Raw genomic sequence first — 21,132 nt, forward strand, 5'->3', positions numbered from 1 at the left:
CTTTTTATTGGAGATTAATAATAAAAGAGTGGGGACTTTTTTATTAGTTTTTAAAGGGAATAAGGACTATGTTTTGCATAGTCCTTTTTTTTTGCTCATTAGCCTTAATTACAAAGCTTTTGTTTTTAATGGGGATTGCAAAAAATGTTATTACCTTTATTTTTTTAAATTTCACTCTTATGAACAGGTATTTTATATTCTTTATTGTCGCATTGTCTTGCGCGCTATACAGTTGTAATAAGGCTAAATCTACTTCCACTATGATTATTGCGTCTAATAAATCTAGTGAACCAAAGAACCCTGTGAAAACGGATTTTGAGCAAGGAGTTTTATATTATGATTTAGTAATTAGTGATACAATAGTACAGCACTTTATAGACCTTATGGCCAATAATGCTACTTATGTAAAAGATTCCTACTATAATCAAAGTCCAGATAGTGTTTATTTGAAAAAGTTTATCACTGAAAATCCCGATTTTTGGCAAGAAGTGGGATATTTTCCCTTTATGAAAAACCAGATCTATATAGCGGGCTATGAAGCAGTCTATAAAGGGGAGACCTTAACCCTTAAACAGGAAAACAAATATAATGATCTCTTGGAGCAAGGATATGCTTATACGGGTTCAAAACTGGGATTAAAGACCTCTGTGAATGCCCATTATTCCCTTAAAACTCCCATCATAAGAGAAATGCAGTATTCTATAGATCTAGCCAAATATACTCAAGAAGTTCAGAGAGATTCTACTTCTGTTTTAGGTTATCCTGCCCAGGTTGCCACCTATGTATTAAAGCCGGAGAATGCCGATAAAGGCTTTTTTACACCTTATCAAATTAGTCTTTATCAAAGCCAGGCTTTTCACAATAGTTTAAATAGGGTATTACCCTTTTTTATCCATGTTCCCTATGGTATAGTAAGAATGGATTTTAAACTTAAGCAAAACGATACTTATAGCTTTAGTTTTTTAGCCAATTCTATTGTGCAAAGGAAAGTCTTACCAGAAGAATCTATGGTTACAGTTGGACAGGGGCTTTTTGATTTAACCAACTCCCAAGACAAGGATAATTTCCAAAAGCAGCTTCTTATTTTAAAGGAACTTCCCAAGGTAAAGTAGTAGTTGCCTGTAAGTCTTGTCTTCTGGGTTTTATTAAAGATGAAAAACACTTTGTTTTTATAGTAACAACTTATAAAAAAGTAGTAATTTACCCTTTTGTTATTAAACCTAAAACCTATGAACTATAATACCCTAATTAGTCCTAAAGAGTTATCTAATTGGATGCAAGACTCCAACAAGGAACTAGTAGTACTTGATGCAAGTGCAAGTGAGAAAGAGTATCAAAAATATTTACAAAGCCATATCAAAGGAGCAAGATTTGTTTTTAATGAAGACTTGAGTCGTCCAGTGACAGATGCTTCTTTAGGTGGAAGACATCCTTTGCCAAGTATAGAAGCATTTGAAAAAACGCTTCAAAAGCTGGGTATTACAAAGAATAGTACAGTGGTTATTTATGATAATCAAGGGGGAGCTAATGCAGCAAGTCGTTTTTGGTGGATGCTACAAAGTGTAGGACACACACAAAGCTATGTTTTAGATGGTGGTTACCAAGCAGCCCTAAAGTATGGTATTGCAATGCAAAGCCAACAGGATGAAATCCAACAAGTAGCACCTTATGGGCTAAAAGGATTTATGTGGCCTACTATTGAAATAGACCAAATAGTAGATAACCAAAATAAAAAAGATAATGTTTTAATTGACGTAAGACAAGGTTTTCGTTATGATGGAATAAGTGAACCCATTGATTTACTAGCTGGGCATATTCCAGGGGCAGTGAATATTTGTTTTGATCAAAACTTAGATGCAGAGGGAAATTTTAAAAGTAAGCAAGATTTAAGACAATTATATCACAGTGTAGTAGAGGGATGTAATGCAGTCAATATTCAGTGCGGCTCAGGGGTAACAGCCTGCCATACTATTTTGGCCTTAGTGCATGCAGGTTTTGATTTACCAACACTTTATGTGGGATCATGGTCTGAGTATAGTAGAAATAATTTTCCAAAGATTACTAAAGAATAAACAAAATATAAAAGGGCTATTACTAGTGGTAATGGCCCTTTTTGCTTTTTAGCTATTGATTTGGTCCCAAAGCACATCGGATGGTGGATCTGCTTTAAGGGTAAGCTTTTCTTTAGTTACTGGATGAATAAAAGTCAAACTTCTAGCATGAAGATGTATTCCTCCATCTGGGTTACTTCTGTCAAAGCCATATTTTAAATCGCCTTTTATAGGACATCCAATAAAAGATAATTGTGCTCTAATTTGATGATGTCTACCTGTGTAAAGATCAATTTCTAAAGCAGAATATTTCTTGAATTGATGGAATATTTTATAACTCAATTTAGCTTGCTTGCTATTTTTCACTTCTTTAGCATGAGCTCTAGAGGTGTTATTCTTGGGATTTCTAACTAAATAATGCTCTAAAACATCTTCTGTTTTAGGAGGTGCATCCTTTACCACTGCCCAATATGTTTTTTGGGTATCTCGGTTTTTAAAGGATTCATTTAAGCGAGTCAGTGCTTTTGATGTTTTAGCAAAGACAATAATACCTGAGGTAGGTCTATCTAAACGGTGTACTACCCCTAAGAAAGCCTCTCCTGGTTTATTAAAGGCTCTTTTCAAATAGTCTTTTACTATATCACTTAATGGCTTATCATTGGTTTTATCCCCTTGTACAATATCTCCAACACGCTTATTGATCACAATAATATGATTGTCTTGGTAGATTATTTGTAGATTGTCAATGTTAGAAACAATTTTCATGAATGCGTATTTTAAACAAAAATATCCTTTTTAAAAGTAAAAAGGATATTTTTAGTTATACTATATTAAATCTAGTTTTAATATTGTTCATTTTCATTTGGAAAGTCAACTGACTTAACATCTTGAACATATTGTGCAACTGCTTGTGACATTTGCTCATAGATATTTAAATATCTACGTAAGAACTTAGGATTGAATTCATGAGTTAATCCAATCATGTCGTGAACTACTAAAACTTGACCATCCACGCCACTTCCTGCTCCAATACCAATAACAGGAATAGAAATACTTTCTGCTACTTTACGTGCTAATTCTGCAGGTATTTTCTCTAATACTAATGCAAAACACCCGATTTCTTCTAGCATTTTAGCATCTTTGATTAGTTGCTGTGCTTCTTCATCTTCTTTTGCTCTTACAGTGTAAGTACCAAATTTATAGATAGATTGTGGTGTTAAACCAAGGTGTCCCATAACTGGAATACCAGCATCTAAGATTCTTTGGATTCCTTCTTTAATTTCATGTCCACCCTCCATTTTCACAGCATGAGCTCCACTTTCTTTCATAATGCGGATAGAAGAACGAAGTGCTTCTTGTGGGTCAGATTGATAAGAACCAAAAGGAAGGTCTACAACTACTAAAGCTCTGTCAGCTCCACGTACTACAGATTGAGCATGATATATCATCTGATCTAAAGTAATAGGAAGAGTAGTTTCATGTCCGGCCATTACGTTACTAGCAGAATCACCAACTAACATTACATCTATACCACCAGCCTCTAAAGCCTTAGCCATGGAGTAATCATAACAAGTTAACATAGATATCTTTTGACCATTGGCTTTCATATCTATTAGTGATTTTGTAGTCACTTTTTTATAATCTTTTTTTGCTACTGACATTTTTAATGTTTTTTAGAAAGTGTAAAGGTAAAGAATTTAGCAACAAAACCACTTTTAAAAGGGAAAAATCCTCAGATATTCCACCAATACACTAAAAAGTCACTACTCTACCATAAAGTAGGTAAGTATAATAATCAATTTACAGAGTAAAGCAGTTTTTTTACTATCTTTAAAAGAGAAATAGGTAAAAAGCACGAGTGTTTCTCTTTTTTTATATCTAACCAAACTACTGCTTATGAGGACTAAATTTTATTCTGAAAAAAGTGTTTTCTTCCTTTTGCTTTCGTTAATTATACCTGTGGCTATTATTTGCTACGCACAAATAAGATATGAAAAAAGCTGGTTTATTTTAGTGACTATGTTGCTAGTTATGCTAGTGAATCTATATCTATTCTTTTTCACTTATTTTATCGTTACAGCGGATAAATTAATCGTTAAGATCGGCTTTGTTACCTATAAGATTATACCTTTAAAGGATATAAAAAGCATAAAAGAAGATAAGAGTTTAAGAAAAGGTTTAGCCGCTAGTTGGAAAAATAGGATTGAAATCTTTTACAGTAACACCAGTATTATAGTATCTCCAAAGAATATGGAGGAATTTTTACATAAGGTAACCCCGTGAATTCTATGTTTTTTGTAAAGTTATAAAAGGTGCGTATAAGGGCAACCATAAAATTCCCCTTAGGTTTTGTAAAGGTATTAAGCCTACGCATTGGAGCTATTCATTTGTCTTTTAAGCTATAGAATATAGGGGGTGAAAATATATGTAGTGAATTAAAGACATAAAAAAATCTGCTTGAGGACATCCCAAGCAGATTTTATATTTATATCCTTTTAGCATAATGCCAAAGGTTTCTAACAATCCGATAAGTTTACTGCAACAGCTAGTCCTCCTTCAGAAGTTTCCTTGTATTTGTTATTCATATCCTTTGCTGTTTCCCACATAGTGTTCACCACTTTATCTAAAGGAACTTTAGCATTTTTAGGATCTGTTTCTAGGGCTAATTCAGCGGCATTAATTGCCTTTAAAGCTCCCATTGTATTTCTTTCAATACAAGGTACTTGTACTAGACCTGCAATTGGATCACATGTCAATCCTAAGTGATGTTCCATGGCAATCTCTGCTGCAATAGTTACCTGTTCAGGTGTTCCTCCCATTAATTCACATAATGCTCCTGCTGCCATGGCACTAGATACGCCAATTTCTGCCTGACATCCTCCCATGGCTGCTGATATAGTAGCTCCTTTTTTGAAGATACTACCTATTTCTCCTGCAACCATTAAGAATTGTTGGATTTCTTTATCAGAGGCTTTATGATTTTCAATTACTAAGTAGTACATCAATACTGCAGGAATTACCCCCGCACTACCATTAGTAGGAGCAGTAACTACTCTACCTAATGCAGCGTTTACTTCGTTAACTGCCAAAGCAAAACAACTTACCCACTTTAAAATTTGTCTAAAGTATACTTTTGTTTTTCTAATAGTTTGCAACCATTCTTGTGGGGTGTTGTAAGGAAGGTCGCCTTTTAATTTACTATGGGTGTCATATGCTCTACGTCTAACGTTTAAGCCTCCTGGTAATACTCCTTCAGTATGACATCCAATATACATGCACTCTAGCATAGTATGCCACACGCGCATTAATTCTTTTTCAATTTCCTCAGGACTTCTAAGAGAAAGTTCATTTTCATAAACTATTTCCGAAACCTTTTTATTTTGGTCCTTACAATAAGCTAATAATTCGGTAGCCTTGTCAATAGGGAAAGGGAAAGAAGTTTTAATTTCTTGTTTTTCAATATTATCGGCTGTCTCCTCTTTAACAACGAATCCACCTCCAATAGAATAGAATGTAGACTCATAGTATTGGTGTTCATCCACTTTTGCTGTAAAAGTCATTCCATTAGCATGGAAAGGCAAGAATTCCTTATTAAAGACAATGTCTTGTTTTGGATTAAAAGGCAATAGACGCTTATTATCCAAATTTAATTGACAAGTGGTATTGATTAAATCAATAATACCACTGATATCATCAATAGGTACATATTCTGGGTCTGCACCACTTAAACCTAGCATTACCGCAAGGTCTGTTGCGTGTCCAATCCCAGTTAGAGATAAAGAGCCATATAAATCTATTCTTATATGAGTAACCTGGTCAAATAAGTCGCGGTCATGCAATTCTTTTAAAAAAAGTTCTGCAGCACGCCAAGGTCCTAGAGTATGCGAACTAGATGGGCCAACGCCAATCTTTAGCATATCAAATACAGAAATACATTCCATAAAGTAGTTTGGTTTTAATAATTACGAAGATAGCCAAATTCTATTCTGTTCCAACTTTTTGGCTTTTTTTTCTTAGCGTTAGATAGTGTTTGTGCTGGTATACAATTAATTAAGTGTTATTTTTTGTAACAAAATGATTTGAAAAGAGTAAAAAAATCATTAATTTTAAGGGAGTCTTATAAAATATTAAGTGCAAGGTAATCTTGTTAAAAAAAGATATTTTTATTTGTTGAAAATAAAAAATTACATTACTTTTATGTGACTTTCTGATAAAAATAAGGAAAGAATCCTATAATGAGGTTTTTTTTTGTTTTGCAGAAAGAAGAAATCTCTGCCGTTTTTAACACTTATAAAAGCGATGGTTCTAGTAAAAATGACAACTTGTCATTGAAATTTGCAAGAAAAATGTAATTAAAGGTAAAAAATGACATAATTATGGATTGGCACAATCCTTGTCTAAGTAGAGGGGAGCTTCGAGCTCACAATTAATATAGAATTGAAAATTAATAGAAGTATAAAAAGTAAATTATAAAAATATTATGAGTAAAATTATTGGTATTGACTTAGGGACTACAAACTCATGTGTTGCTGTAATGGAAGGTAACGAGCCTGTAGTAATTCCAAATGCTGAAGGTAAAAGAACAACTCCGTCAGTAGTTGCTTTTGTTGAAGGTGGTGAAATTAAAGTAGGAGATCCTGCAAAACGTCAGGCAGTGACTAACCCTACTAAAACAATCTCTTCAATCAAGAGATTTATGGGAGAGACTTACTCTCATGTTGCTAAGGAAGCTAAAACAGTTCCTTACGCAGTTGTAAAAGGAGATAATGATACTCCACGTGTAGATATCGACGGACGTTTATATAGTCCACAAGAGATTTCTGCAATGATTTTACAGAAAATGAAAAAGACAGCCGAAGACTATTTAGGACAAGAAGTTTCTGAAGCAGTTATTACGGTACCAGCATATTTTAATGATGCACAACGTCAAGCTACAAAAGAAGCTGGAGAAATTGCAGGATTAAAAGTTAGACGTATTATTAACGAACCAACTGCTGCTGCTTTAGCATACGGTTTAGATAAAACAGGTAAAGACCAAAAAGTTGTTGTTTATGACTTAGGAGGAGGAACATTTGATATTTCTATCTTAGAATTAGGAGACGGAGTATTTGAAGTACTTTCTACAAACGGAGACACTCACTTAGGAGGGGATGATTTTGATAACGTTATCATTAACTGGTTAGCAGAAGAATTCAAAAGCGCTGAAGGAGTTGACTTACGTGAGGACCCAATGGCTTTACAACGTTTAAAAGAAGCTGCTGAGAAAGCAAAAGTAGAATTATCTTCTGCTACACAAACGGAAATTAACCTTCCTTATGTGACTGCTACAGCTTCAGGACCAAAACACTTAGTTCAAACTTTAACTAGAGCTAAATTTGAGCAATTATCAGATGATTTAGTTCGTCGTTCAATGATCCCTTGTGAGAAAGCATTAAAAGATGCTGGAATCTCTAAATCAGACATTGATGAGGTAATCTTAGTTGGAGGTTCTACTCGTATCCCAAGAATCCAAGAAGAAGTAGAAAAATTCTTTGGTAAAAAACCACACAAAGGAGTTAATCCAGATGAGGTTGTTGCTATTGGAGCTGCTATTCAAGGTGGTGTTTTAACAGGTGATGTTAAAGACGTATTATTATTAGACGTTACTCCACTTTCTTTAGGTATTGAGACAATGGGTGGTGTATTTACTAAATTAATTGAGTCAAATACAACTATTCCTACTAAAAAATCTCAAGTATTCTCTACTGCTGCAGATAACCAACCATCGGTTGAAATCCACGTTTTACAAGGAGAAAGACCAATGGCTAACGATAACAAAACTATTGGACGTTTCCATTTAGATGGTTTACCACCAGCACAAAGAGGAGTGCCACAAATTGAGGTTACTTTCGATATTGATGCTAACGGAATTATCAAAGTTTCTGCTACAGATAAAGGAACAGGAAAATCTCACGATATTCGTATCGAGGCTTCTTCAGGATTAACAGAAGAAGAAATCCAAAGAATGAAACAAGAAGCTGAGGCTAATGCTGAAGCGGATCAAAAAGCTAAAGAAGCTGTAGAGAAAATCAATGAGGCAGATGCTATGATTTTCCAAACAGAAAAGCAATTAGCTGAGTTTGGTGAGAAATTATCAGAAGCTAATAAAACAAACATCCAAGGTGCTTTAGAAGAGTTGAAAAAAGCTCACGAATCTAAAGATATCGCTACTATCCAACCTGCACTTGATAAAATCAATGAGGCATGGAAAGCAGCTTCTGAGGAAATGTACAATGCTCAAGGTGGACAAGAACAAGGAGCTCCAGAGCAAGGTGGACAATCTACTAACGAAGATGGTACACAAGATGTAGAATACGAAGAAGTGAAATAATTCGCTTTTTACAATAACAAAGGCCAGATTCCAAAAGAATCTGGCCTTTTGCTTTTTAAGTAATTCTCTTATAGAGAGTTTAACCAAAAATGCTTAATTTACATCGAATAAGAAATTCATCCGGATATGCATAGTTTACAACAAAGTAATTTAGATTTTTTAAAGGCTCTAAGCCAAAATAACAATAGAGAATGGTTTAGTGAGCACAAAGAAGATGTAGAGGCTAATATGAAGGATTTTAAGGCTTTTTTTGCAGAGGTTGAAAAACAAATGAATCAAGTAGATCACTTAGAGAAATTCCACATGTATCGTATTTATAGAGATGTAAGGTTCTCCAAGGATAAGACTCCTTATAAAAACCATATTGGTTTTCATATTGCTCGAACCAAGCCTTTATTAAGGGGAGGGTATTATATTCATATAGAACCAGGGAATAGTTTCGTTGCAGGAGGGTTATGGGGCCCAAATAAGGAAGATCTTTTTCGTTTAAGACAAGAGATTGAAGTTGATGCTGATTCTTTTAGAGAAGTTTTAAATCAAAGCCAAATCAAAGACTTCTTTGGTGAGCTAAAAGGGGAGGAGCTTAAAACAGGTCCTAGGGATTTTGATAAAAACAGCCCCAATCTGGATCTACTAAAGAAAAAGCAATTCTATTTGCAGAGAAATTTTGATGATAAAAGCGTACTAAGGGAAGATTTCGTCTCTCAAATAGTGGAAAGCTTTTTGGCAATGAGGCCTTTGTTTGATTTGTTTTCAGAGGTACTAACCCATGATAGTAATGGTGTACCATTATATGAATAAAAAAATAAGCTGTTTTCTCTAGGTGAAAACAGCTTATTTTTTTTTGAAGTAAAGATTTAATAAATCTTTACTTCAAATATTTTATCCCAGTTCTTTCCAGTGACAAAGAAAGTATTGGTGTTTTTATTATAGGCAATACCATTGAATACATCTCTATCCTCATGGTAGGTGGTTTTGTTTAATAAATCATTAAAATCAATAATGTTTATAATTTCTCCACTTTTAGGGTCTATTACTGCAATGGCATTTTGTCCATAGAAATTGGCATATATCTTTCCATCTACCCACTCTAATTCGTTCACTCCTTCAATGGCAGAGCGATTGGTATATACCTGGATTTGATCTACCTCTTTAAAGGTATTTGGATCAACTTTGTAAATAGTATTGGTACCATCACTCATATAAAGATATTGACCATCATTGGTAAGCCCCCAACCTTCCATTTTCTTAAAGTAATCAAAGGAATCTATTTGCTCTAGGGTATTTAAATCGTACACAAAACCTTTATTGTTTAACCAAGTAAGTTGATAAAGTTTATCGTTTAAAATAGTACATCCTTCTCCGAATATAGAAGTAGGTAAATTGTTAATTTGCACTACCTTTCCAGTTTTTGGATCTACTTTTCTAACACTTGAAATACCTGTTTTTCCAGTACCACCACTTTTACTTGTTCCACCTCCGACTCCGTTTCCAGTACTCTCATATAATAGGCCATCGTAAAACTCTAGTCCTTGAGTATATGCATTTATATCATGGGGATAAGTATTGACAATACTATAGTTTAAAAACGTTGGTTGCACAGAAGACATAATTTCAATTGGCGTAGTAAAGGTTTTACTGTTTTTTCCAACATAAGCTGTAGCTTTTATGGTTTTCTTACCTAACTTTTGGCCTTTTAAATCAAAGTTCTTTACCTCATTATCCTGTGAGGATAAGATTTTTTGGTCATTAAGGTAATAAACCACTGAGTCTACTTTTGCATTTTCTGTGGTTTTTAAACGCAATTTTAAAGCATCTTTAGGGCTATATTGTTGTTTTAATTGACTAGTATCAATGGAAATAAGATTTTTTTCTATGTTTTTTTCTTGAGAACAACCACTTACGGTAAGACCTAAAGTTAAGGCTATTAGTAGGTTAGCTTTTATCATAGTCGTATAATATTTTTATACAAGATACAAATCTTATGGATAAAAGTATAAAAGACTTGGAAAAATATAAAATGGTTGTATATTTGCACTGGCAAGTCCTACACGACCAGCTCCTGCAGAATCCTCCAGGGTGGGAACGCAGCAAAGGTATGCGGTTGTAGCGGTGCGATGTAGGTAGCTTGCCACTTTTTTGTCTCCCATAGTGGAGATTTTTTTTTGCCTTTTTTTGCTTTATTCTTCCCTAAGCAGTTTTATTAGGCTAACTCTTTTTTCAATACTACTTTTTGAAAATACTTGGTGTTTTATAGTCTATTTTAATAAAGTAAAAATATATTAAGGGTATCGCTTTTACTCTGAGATGCTTTTTGTTATTTTTGAAGTAAAATACTTCAAATTGAAAAATATAATAAAGAAGGTAGTAAAATTAGCCCTATGGGTTGGTGGTTGTATTTTAGCATTGCTTTTATTGCTAATAGTTTTGATACAGTTACCTTTTATTCAAAATAAAATAAAGGACGTTGCCATTGGTTTTGTGCATAACAAAATAGGCACGCCTATTTCTTTGGATCGCATTTCTATCGCCTTTCCCAAACAAATTGTAATAGATGGGCTGTATATAGAATCCCAGCAGCAAGATACCTTACTTTATACCAAACACCTTGGTGTGGATATTGGTCTTTTTAAATTACTTGGTAATACCCTTGAGGTATCTAATATTGATTTAGAAGGTTTAACAACTACTGTTAAAAGAGATAGTTTACAAGGGTTTAACTTTGATTATATCGTAAATGCTTTTGCTAGTGATACTCCTGAGGAACCTTCAGAGTCTAAGCCTATGGATATACAACTAGGAGATATCAACCTTAAAGATATTAAGGTGAATTTTCAAGATGACTACCAAGGCCACCATTTGAAGATGCAACTAGCAGATCTTTTAGCTAAAGTCAAAGATATTGACCTAGAGAAAGAGCATTATGGTCTTTCTAAAATTGCAGTGGATGGTCTTAAGATAGACTACCAAAAGAACCCATCTCTTGAACCGGAGGATTTAACACAAGCCCAAGATTCTGCTGCAGTGCAGACATCAGATGCTTTACCTAGTTTAGACTTGGGGATTATCTCTTTGAGCAATTTTGACATTAGCTACAAAGACCAAGAAAGCAAACTACAAGCTGCGCTGGTGATGAAGCAATTAGAGGTAGATATCCAAAGCATTGATTTAAATACACAACAAGTAGAAATTGATAATGTGCTGTGGAACAATACCTATATCAAGGCATTGTTTTTAGAAAATAATTTACCCCTTACTTCGGATACTCCAAAACAGGCTAGCTCCCAGGAAGTTGTAGAGACTAAAGTGGATAGTAGCTCAAGTAGTTTACCATGGCAAATTAGTGTAAAACAAATAAGCGTAGGTTCTATTGGGGTGGACTTTGACGATGAGAATTTTAAAGCGCAAGATAGTGGATTAGATCCTTACCATATTGGTATAAGTGATCTAGGAGTTCAGGTGAAGGATTTTCAATTCTCTGGCAGTACTATAACTGCTAATATCAAAGATTTTGCCTTTAAGGAGAAAAGCGGTTTTGTATTAGAGAATTTCAGTACTTATCTTTTGTATGATAAGCAAACCTCTTTTATAAAGGATTTTTATTTAAAAACACCTAATACCAAAATAACTTCTTCTATAGTATTGAATTATCAAGATATAAATACAATAGAAAAACAATTGGATAAAATTTCTGTAGATGCAAGTATTTTAAATTCTTATATAGGATTTAAGGATATTGATCTACTACTGCCGGGTGTATTGCCTAGCGATCAAATTAAAGGTATACAACAAGAAAAAATAAGCTTTGATGTTATCGCCAAAGGAAAGGTAGCAGATTTAAATATAGAGAAGTTCTTTGTACGGGCTTTAGGGTCTACCTTTATAAATGCTAATGCCAAGGTGAAGAACTTGCCAGATGTGGATAAGGCCTATATGGAACTTAATCTAAAAGATCTGCAAACTACCAATAATGACATTGCAAAAGTGGTGGATAAATCCCTTTTACCTGCCGATATGCAAATACCTGCTTTGATTAAACTACAAGGTTTTGTCAAGGGAAGTATGCAAAATGCCACTACGGATTTAAAACTAACTTCTAGTTTAGGAAACCTAAGCTTAAAGGGCTTATTGGATCAAAGAGCAAAAAATAAAGAAACCTATTCTTTAGATGTAGAAGTGGATCAATTACAATTAGGCCAGTTAATTGGTAATGACTCCATAGGAATGGTTAATCTTTACCTTGGTGCTAAAGGACAAGGTTTAGATGTAAACACCGCTAAGGCTACCTTTGAAATGGATTTAAAAGATGCACATTTTAATGGTTATACCTATAAAGATGCTGTAATAAAAGGTGAATTTGACCAAGGTGCCTACCAAGTGAATTGGAATAATACCGATCCTAATTTATTAGTTGACTTATCGGCCAAAGGCCAGGTGAGTGAATCGGCTATTAGTTTAGATTTATTGGCTGATTTAAAGAATATAGATTTTAATAAATTAAAATTAGATAGCGAGCCTAGAGTATTAACCACCACTATAAAGGCTAATATGCCTAATATCCTGCCAGATAGTTTAGTGGGAACTCTTCGCATTGAAGACTTAGGTTTTGTTCTGCAAGATAGGGCCTATACTTTACAACCAATTGTCTTTACTGCTTTGGCTCAACCGGGCCAACGCCAAATGAGTTTAACTTCTCAATTAATAGACTTTAATCTAAGTGGAGATTATGTATTAACGGATTTAGCTACAGATTTAACCCAAACTATCCAAAGTTATTTTAATACCACAGAGCAGCATATAACTAGCACAGATCAAGAACAAGAACATAAACAAGAGAAGTTCTCCTTTTTTGACTATTCTTTAGATATCAAATACGATAGAGTTTTAAAGGATATGTTACCAGAGCTTACCAAGTTGGAGCCTTTTTCTATCGCAGGAAAATACGATCAAAGAACCAATTACATCAGTGTAGAGGGAGGTATATCTAATTTGGAATATGCAGAAAACACCATTAACAATGTGTATTGGAATATAGAGCCATATCAAGGAGCATTAGGCTTTAGCCTTGGTGTGGTAAGTATTTCTAATTCCTTTTTACAGTTAAGGGGATTGAATTTACAAGGGGATATGAAAGATAATATGTTGCGTTATAGTTTAAATTTAAGTGATTCTAAAGATAGACTATGCTATGTATTATCGGGTGAGGTAGAAAGTAAAGAAGATCAAATTATCGCTAAACTCTATCCAAAAGGATTTATGCTAGATTACCAGAATTGGCAAATCAATCCTTTAAATGAAATCGTTGTGGATTCTAATGGGATTTACATCAGTGACTTTGATTTGAGTCAAGGTAATAGTAGCATAAAAATTGCTTCACAAGAAAAAGTAGCCAATAGTCCGCTTCATATACAGTTTACGGATTTTAATTTAGCTACATTAACCAAAACAATTCAAAAAGATAAACTTTTAGCTGGTGGAAATATAACTGGTTATGTCAACTTAGAAGATCTTTCTAAGGATTTCCGTTTTGTATCTGATATTGATATTAAAGAGTTTCAGATGATGGAAATGCCTTTAGGAGATTTACACATAGGTGTTAAAAATGCTTCCTTAAGCCAATACCTAGCAAGTATAGTCTTAGATGGGCAAAACAATACCATTGCATTAAAAGGTATGGCTGACATGCAGGACTCTACTTTGGATATGTCCTTAGATATTTCGGAATTACAAATGGAATTTTTAGCTGGTTTTGTTCCAGAATTATTAAGTGAGGCTCAGGGATACTTTAGTTCTAATTTAAGAATTAACGGAAAAATGGACGACCCTAAAGTATTAGGTGATTTTAAATTCAACAATATAGGATTCCATGTAAATAACCTCAATGCAGACTTTACAGATATTAATGAGTCGATCACCTTTGTGGATAATGCCATTAACTTTGATACGTTTACCATAAAGGATAGCGATGGAAACATATTAGTGGTTAACGGACAAGTTTTAACCAAAGACTACACCAATGTAGGTTTTAAATTAGATATCACAGCCAATGATTTCAAAGCGGTAAACTCCACTTCTAAAGACAATGAAATGTATTATGGAACTTTGGTCTTTGACACAGCTATGAAAATTAGAGGGGATATGAATAAGCCTGTAGTTAGTGGTGAAATAGGAGTAGGGCCAAAGACGGACTTCACCATTGTAATGCCACAAGAAGATCCATCTATTGCAGATAGAGAAGGGATAGTGGAATTTGTGGATCAACAGAGTTTGCAAAATGCAGAGCTAATGAAGTACCAAGAAGACTTTAATACCTCGGCTATTATGGGATTAGATGTTTCTTTGATTATTAAAGTAAGCAAAAGTGCTGTATTTAGTATGATCATGGATAAGAGCAGTGGGGATAAAGTAGTTTTAAAAGGACAGGGAGATTTAGTAGGAGGTATTGATCCTTCTGGTAAAGTTACTCTAAGTGGTAGATATGAGTTTGATGAAGGTTCCTATGATTTGAGCTTCAATATGATTAAAAGGAAATTTGAAGTACAAAAAGGTAGTTCTATTATTTTCGCAGGAGATCCAACCGATGCCATTTTAGATTTAACTGCTATTTACCAGGTCAATGCTGCTCCTATAGATTTATTGTCTAATCAGTTAAGTGCACTAAGTCCAAGTCAGCAAAACATGTATAAGCAAAAGATACCTTTCCAAGCTTTATTAATGATGAAAGGACAACTCTTAGAGCCCGAAATTAGCTTTGATATTAAATTAAAAGACGATATAACCAGTGTTTCTGGAGATGTAATTAGCAATACTAATACCAAACTAGCTCAATTAAGGAATAATGAGTCGGAAATGAACAAACAAGTTTTCGCTCTTTTACTATTGAATCACTTTATTGGAGAAAACCCTTTTGAGAGTAGTGCAGGTGGGTTAAGTGCCGGGGCAATTGCCAAGCAAAGTGTTAACCGTATACTATCGGATCAGTTAAATAATTTAGCTAGTAGTTTAATATCAGGAGTGGAACTGAACTTTAACTTAGAGAGTAGTGATGATTTCTCTACTGGTTCCAAACAAAGTAGAACCGATCTTAATGTGGCGGTATCTAAAAGGTTGTTTTCCGACCGTTTGAAGGTAACAGTAGGTAGTAGTTTTGAAGTAGAAGGAAACCAAAGACAAAATGAGCAATCGGCTAATATAGCTGGGGATGTAGAATTAGAATACGCCCTAAGCCAAGATGGAAGGTATCTGTTAAGAGTATATAGAAAAAATAGATATGAGGTAGCCCTTCAAGGTCAAGTAGTAGAGACTGGGGTAGGATTTGTAATTACTATGAGCTACCAACACTTTAAGGAGTTATTTGAAAATTCTAGAGATAAAAAACAATTGAAAAAGCAATTAAGAGAGCAAACTAAAGATGAAAAACAACAACAAGAGGACCAGAACATTTAATGCAATTGGAGTAATCCTATTAACTTTGGTCTTGTACTCTTGTAGTAATACCAGGTATATTTCAAAGGGGGATTATCTTTATACTGGAGCGCAAATTAATATTATTAGTGATTCAATGTCAGCTAAGAAAAAAACGGCAATGGTGGAAGAGCTAGAGGAATTAGTACGCCCCATTACAAATAGTTCTTTTTTTGGTTTTCGACCTAAGTTATTCTTTTACAATCTAGGAGGGGATCCTTCTAAGGATGGTAAACTAAGAAATTGGTTTAGAACAAAATTAGGCCAAGCTCCTGTATTATTTGACAAGGTAGATATGGACCATAATGCTTCTATATTGAGTAATCGCTTGGAAAATGAGGGATATTTTAATGTAGTAGTCAACGCAGATACTTTAAAAACCGGTCAGAAAAAAAGAGGTGTACAGTATAATGTTACCCCAAAGGATCAGTACTTAATTAATAAAGTTACCTTCATTAATGACTCCACTCCTTTGCAGGAGTTAATTTACCAAGGTAGAAAGTATACAACCCTTAAACCTGGGGATCCGTATAATCTGGAAACCATTAAGGAGGAAAGAGTGCGATTTGATAATTATGTAAAAAATAAAGGATACTATTATTTTAGTGCCAATGATTTAATTGTGCAGGTGGACTCCTCTGTAGGTGACCATAAAGTAGACTTATATGTGAGGGTAAAAAACACGGCACCTAAACCAGGGTTATCCGCTTATAGTATTGACAGTATTTTTGTATATACCGATTATGTATTATCCGATACTGGCTTACAACAACAAGCTGATTCAGCCACCTTATATAAAGATCTACGCATTATAGATCCTAAGAAAACCTTTACACCCCAAATTTTTGATAGAGCTATATTTTTGGAGACAGGAGAATTATACAATCGAAACAAACACAATATGTCTTTGAATAGATTGGTAAACTTAGGAGTGTTTAAATTTGTGAAAAACTCTTTTGAGATATCCGATACCCTAAACCATAAACTAAATGTATATTACTTCTTAACCCCAGATAACCCTAAAGCTATCCGCTTGGAGTTATTAGGTAAGAGTAACTCGGCTAGTTACCAAGGAGCTGAAATCAATTTAAACTGGAGTAATAAAAATACTTTTAGAGGAGCAGAATTACTTTCAGTAAGTGCTTATGGTGGGGCAGATTTTCAGATGTCTGCAGAGAACAAAGGATATAATATTTATAAGGCCGGGTTAGAGACTTCCTTAACTTGGCCTCGATTAATTTCTCCATGGAACTTTAAAAATGTAAGTACCTATACTCCTAAGACAAAAGCAACCTTAGGGTATGAATACTTAGAGAGAAGGAAATTATATGCCTTAAACTCCTTTAAGGCTTCTTGGGGATATTTATGGAGACAAACCCCTTATGTAGAACATCAATTTAATCCTATAGAGGTAACTTATGTGGCGCCTCAACATGTCACTGACCTTTATCACGAGTCCGCTCAAGGAAATCCATCGTTGGAAAAAGTATTGGAGAAACAATTTATTTTTGGTCCTACCTATAGTTTTACCTATACCAATACCATGAAGAATTTTAAAGAGCATACTTATTATTATAGAGGTCTAGTAGATCTATCGGGTAACCTATTAGGACTTGCTTTGGGAGCAGACCAAAAGAAGGGAGACCAAAAAGAGATATTAGGGGTAGCTTTTAGTCAATTTGTAAAGTTGGACCAAGAATTTAGACATTATTGGAAACTATCTAAAGAGTCTACTTTAGTAAGTCGCTTTCGCGCTGGAGTTGGGATTGCTTACGGGAATTCACATGGAATGCCTTATAGTAAACAGTTTTTCATAGGAGGTACCAATAGTATACGTGCTTTTAAAGCTAGAAGCCTTGGGCCAGGTAGTTTTAATCCACATAGCTTAAACACAGCCTTTGTACCCGATCAAGGTGGAGATATGATTTTGGAATTCAATATTGAATACAGAAAGAAATTATTTAGTATTGTGCACGGGGCCTTGTTTGTGGATACAGGGAATATCTGGAATCTAAATCATGTAAGTGACCGACCAGGTGGTAAGTTCACTAGAGATTTTTATAAAGAAATTGCAGTAGGTACGGGGGCAGGTCTACGTTTTGATGTTACCTTTTTAGTGCTTAGACTAGATTTGGCTTTCCCTTTAAGGGTGCCTTATAACCCAAAAGGAGAAAGATGGGTAATAGATGATATTCGCTTTGGAAGTTCAAAATGGAGAAAAGAGAATTTAATGCTCAACTTCGCTATTGGTTATCCTTTCTAAGAAAGCTATAAACGCATTATTTTAAAAGGGTAAAGTTTCTTTTTTGTAGAGAGACTTCACCCTTTTTTTATTAAATACTACATATTGGGGAAAGCATCCCCATTCTATAAATCTGCATAATATACTTGTTTTAATAGCTTTAAAAATACGTAAAATAACTTATTTTACTGATTGTCAGGTAATTGTTGCTTGTCCCTGGTGTAAGTTACTTTAGTAGAATAGGGTATTGGCATGATTTTCTCTATATAAGTAAGTGTAAGGTGTTATACAAAAAAGAGTTTCACTCTTTGTTATGAAAAAGAAAATGTATTGAATAGTTTATAAGACTTAAGTCTTATTTAGAATACAAAAAAAAGATCGTTAGTAAGGTGAGGAAGAGAAATCTTCTGGTATTAGGGAGCATATTTGCTCCCTTTTCTTTTGCTATAAATAAGGCAGGCATTACTTTTCTTATACTTCTATAGTTAAGTGGTTATAAACCAAGATGCTCACAAAGTAAACAAACTTCGGATAATTCAATTTTTGTGCATTAAAACTTTTACTTCTTAACATATCCAAAGAGTATCGAACTAAATAATAAAATTAAAGTGCGAATATATTTATAGGGTATTAGGCCTGTTTTGTTCAGAAATAAACGATATACAAATAGCTTTAGCTTATAAAAACTATTTTTAAGTAGTTATTTTTGATAAAAGTATAGTTTGTAAATAATATAAAGAAGTAAATTAATTTATAAGGAAGGTTAAATTTTCGCTTGAATTGGTTAGTGAGGTAGAAAAAGTTTAAATTTGTCACTAGCACCCTAAAATAAAACAATAAATATGAGTCACAAGATTCTTGTAATAGATGATGATGTACCATTTTGCGAAATGCTTAAAGCCTTTTTAACCAAGAAAGGCTATGTTGTTTCAAATGCCTATTCTGCTGCAGAGGCTGAGCAACAAATAACAAGCAACTCCTTTGATATCGTTTTAACTGACGTTCGACTTCCAGATAGAGATGGAATGGAATTATTGAAGTTAATTAAGGGACAATCTCCAGGATCTCAAGTAATTTTGATGACTGGATACACAGAGATACGTACTGCTGTTAATGCAATGAAATTGGGAGCTTTTGATTATGTAGCTAAGCCTATTAATCCAGATGAGATCCAATTGACTATTAAAGCAGCATTGGAGGCTAAAAATGATCCAATTCAACATACAACCGTTACTACCTCTAAAAAGGTAGGAAGTTCTAAACAAAATAAAGCCAATACATCCCACACTCAAACTTATGTAAAAGGACAAAGTGATGTTTCTTTACAATTACATGAGTATATTGAACTTGTAGCTCCAACTAATATGTCGGTATTAATTATCGGAGATAGTGGTACAGGTAAAGAGAATATTGCACATTCTATCCATTTAAAAAGTAAAAGAGCAGATAAGCCCTATATTGCTGTAGACTGTGGAGCTATCCCTAAGGAGTTAGCATCAAGTGAGTTCTTTGGACATATAAAGGGATCTTTCACTGGAGCTGTTGGCGATAAAATAGGCCATTTTGAAGCGGCTAATGGTGGAACTATTTTCTTAGATGAGGTAGGTAACCTTTCCTATGAGGTACAGGTACAATTATTAAGAGCCTTACAGGAGAGAAAAGTAAAACCTGTAGGAAGTAGTAAAGAAATTGAAGTAGATATTCGCGTAATTGCTGCAACTAATGAAGATTTACCTAATGCAGTTAGAGAAGGAGAGTTTAGAGAAGACTTATACCACCGTTTGAACGAGTTCGGTATAGTAGCTCCTCGTTTGTGTGATAGAAAGGAAGATATATTGCATTTTGCTTATCACTTTTTAAATACTTCTAATGAAGAGTTAGAAAAAGAAGTAGAAGGTTTTTCTACAGAGGTTGAAAAAATATTTTTAACCTATGATTGGCCTGGGAACCTTCGCGAGATGAAAAATATTATCAAGCGATCTGTTCTTCTAACAAGAGGGGATACTATCGAAGAGGAAGTACTTCCTTTAGAATTAAAGCAACCTTACACTCCTGAGCCTATAGCTGTAAAGCAAGTACAGGAGACAGAATCAGAGGAGGATTTAAAATTGTTTTCTTCTAAAAACGAAGAGCAAGCTATTCGTTTAGCTCTTGAGAAGGTAAAATTTAATAAAACCAAAGCTGCTCAAGTATTGGGAATAGATAGGAAAACATTATATAATAAAATGAAATTATATAATATCGAATTATAATAACTAGCCTTTAAAGCAAAGGTTGGTATAAAGCTACAAAAGGCCTTTCTTGTTGAAGAAAGGCCTTTTGCATTATAGGAATTAAAAACTTTTTTAGATAAAAGGATTAATTTGATCGGCTGTTGGAAACTCTTGTGAGGTAGTTTTTAAACTTTGATCAAAATCAAATTTTGCAGCATCGGTAGCTTTGCCACCTCCTGCTAGTTTTACGCGATCTAGCAAAGAAAGAGCTAATTTTTCTTCTTCTCTTTGTTCGCTTACTAGCCATTGTAGGAAGTTCCATGTTGCCCAATCTTTTTGTTCAAAAGCAAGGGTAACAATATTGTGTATAGCTTCTGTGTTTTTAACCTCTTGTTGAAATACCATTTCAAAGCATTCTAAAAGAGATTTAGGTTCGCTTCCAGGGGCCTGTATAGCTTGTATGGTTACCTTGGCTCCTCTTTCCTGTACATATTCAATAATTTTAGCCATATGTACCCTTTCTTCTTGTGCATGTCGCATTAAAAAGCTACTTACCCCAGCCATATTTGCTTGGTCTGCCCAGCAAGATAACATCAAGTATACTTGGGAAGAAAAAGCCTCTAAGGTGATTTGATCATTAAGGGCACTAGTTAATTCGGAAGATAAACGATTTGTTTTCATAGTATATTTTTTGATTGTTCTATATCTTGATTTGCTTAAAGATACAAAATATTACCCTGTTATAGAAGGAGTTATCTGTTAAATAAAGAGGCTTTTGCTTGTTTTGTATTA

Annotated in this window: 13 protein-coding genes and 1 other RNA gene; 9 read left to right on the forward strand and 5 right to left on the reverse strand. The window is 34.1% G+C overall.

The genetic code is table 11. The features are described 5' to 3' along the window. The first annotated feature begins 260 nt into the window (after window positions 1-260). Window positions 261-1,112 carry a hypothetical protein gene (locus tag ACYSNM_RS09275; protein WP_461756631.1) on the forward strand — a complete coding sequence of 284 codons (852 nt, stop codon included), beginning with the start codon at window positions 261-263 and terminating at the stop codon, window positions 1,110-1,112. A 117-nt stretch (window positions 1,113-1,229) separates the two neighbouring features. Beyond that, window positions 1,230-2,072, forward strand: coding sequence for a sulfurtransferase (locus ACYSNM_RS09280; protein ID WP_461756632.1), 843 nt, complete (start codon window positions 1,230-1,232; stop codon window positions 2,070-2,072). 48 nt (window positions 2,073-2,120) lie between these two features. Here the strand turns inward: ACYSNM_RS09280 and ACYSNM_RS09285 are convergent, their stop codons facing one another. Further along, the gene (locus ACYSNM_RS09285) at window positions 2,121-2,816 is read right to left on the reverse strand and encodes an RluA family pseudouridine synthase (RefSeq protein WP_461756633.1); all 696 of its coding nucleotides are present in this window, start codon (window positions 2,814-2,816) and stop codon (window positions 2,121-2,123) included. A 77-nt stretch (window positions 2,817-2,893) separates the two neighbouring features. Next, a complete protein-coding gene (gene panB / locus ACYSNM_RS09290; RefSeq protein WP_461753956.1) occupies window positions 2,894-3,712 on the reverse strand; it encodes a 3-methyl-2-oxobutanoate hydroxymethyltransferase in 819 nt (272 codons plus the stop codon). Between the two features lie 370 nt (window positions 3,713-4,082). On the opposite strand from panB, the gene ACYSNM_RS09295 reads away from it, so the two are divergent. Next, complete coding sequence (locus ACYSNM_RS09295; protein WP_461756653.1) at window positions 4,083-4,334, forward strand: PH domain-containing protein; 252 nt, start codon at window positions 4,083-4,085, stop codon at window positions 4,332-4,334. 233 nt (window positions 4,335-4,567) lie between these two features. On the opposite strand, the gene ACYSNM_RS09300 is transcribed toward ACYSNM_RS09295, so the two are convergent. Further along, window positions 4,568-5,992, reverse strand: a complete 1,425-nt coding sequence (locus ACYSNM_RS09300) for an L-serine ammonia-lyase (RefSeq protein ID WP_461756634.1) — start codon at window positions 5,990-5,992, stop codon at window positions 4,568-4,570. 539 nt (window positions 5,993-6,531) lie between these two features. On the opposite strand from ACYSNM_RS09300, the gene dnaK reads away from it, so the two are divergent. Continuing rightward, window positions 6,532-8,421, forward strand: coding sequence for a molecular chaperone DnaK (dnaK, locus tag ACYSNM_RS09305; RefSeq protein WP_461756635.1), 1,890 nt, complete (start codon window positions 6,532-6,534; stop codon window positions 8,419-8,421). A 126-nt stretch (window positions 8,422-8,547) separates the two neighbouring features. Beyond that, entirely contained in the window at window positions 8,548-9,222 is a 675-nt protein-coding gene (locus ACYSNM_RS09310; protein ID WP_461756636.1) for a DUF2461 domain-containing protein, read from the forward strand. A 56-nt stretch (window positions 9,223-9,278) separates the two neighbouring features. Here ACYSNM_RS09310 and ACYSNM_RS09315 read toward each other — a convergent pair whose 3' ends face one another. Continuing rightward, window positions 9,279-10,370, reverse strand: a complete 1,092-nt coding sequence (locus ACYSNM_RS09315) for a glutaminyl-peptide cyclotransferase (protein ID WP_461756637.1) — start codon at window positions 10,368-10,370, stop codon at window positions 9,279-9,281. A gap of 89 nt (window positions 10,371-10,459) precedes the next feature. Here ACYSNM_RS09315 and ffs point away from each other — a divergent pair. From ffs to ACYSNM_RS09335, 4 genes are all read left to right on the forward strand, one after another. After that, window positions 10,460-10,558: signal recognition particle sRNA small type (gene ffs, locus ACYSNM_RS09320), an RNA gene on the forward strand. 206 nt (window positions 10,559-10,764) lie between these two features. Further along, window positions 10,765-15,867 carry a translocation/assembly module TamB domain-containing protein gene (locus tag ACYSNM_RS09325; protein ID WP_461756638.1) on the forward strand — a complete coding sequence of 1,701 codons (5,103 nt, stop codon included), beginning with the start codon at window positions 10,765-10,767 and terminating at the stop codon, window positions 15,865-15,867. Then, window positions 15,833-18,148 (forward strand): translocation and assembly module lipoprotein TamL, encoded by a 2,316-nt coding sequence (tamL, locus tag ACYSNM_RS09330; protein WP_461756639.1) that lies wholly within the window; start codon window positions 15,833-15,835, stop codon window positions 18,146-18,148. Before ACYSNM_RS09325 ends, tamL begins: the two co-directional genes overlap by 35 nt. Before the next feature lie 821 nt (window positions 18,149-18,969). Next, complete coding sequence (locus ACYSNM_RS09335; RefSeq protein WP_461756640.1) at window positions 18,970-20,379, forward strand: sigma-54-dependent transcriptional regulator; 1,410 nt, start codon at window positions 18,970-18,972, stop codon at window positions 20,377-20,379. 93 nt (window positions 20,380-20,472) lie between these two features. Here ACYSNM_RS09335 and ACYSNM_RS09340 read toward each other — a convergent pair whose 3' ends face one another. Next, window positions 20,473-21,021, reverse strand: coding sequence for a ferritin (locus tag ACYSNM_RS09340; RefSeq protein ID WP_461756641.1), 549 nt, complete (start codon window positions 21,019-21,021; stop codon window positions 20,473-20,475). Window positions 21,022-21,132: the final 111 nt, after the last annotated feature.

The organism is Myroides sp. LJL116, assembly GCF_054871685.1.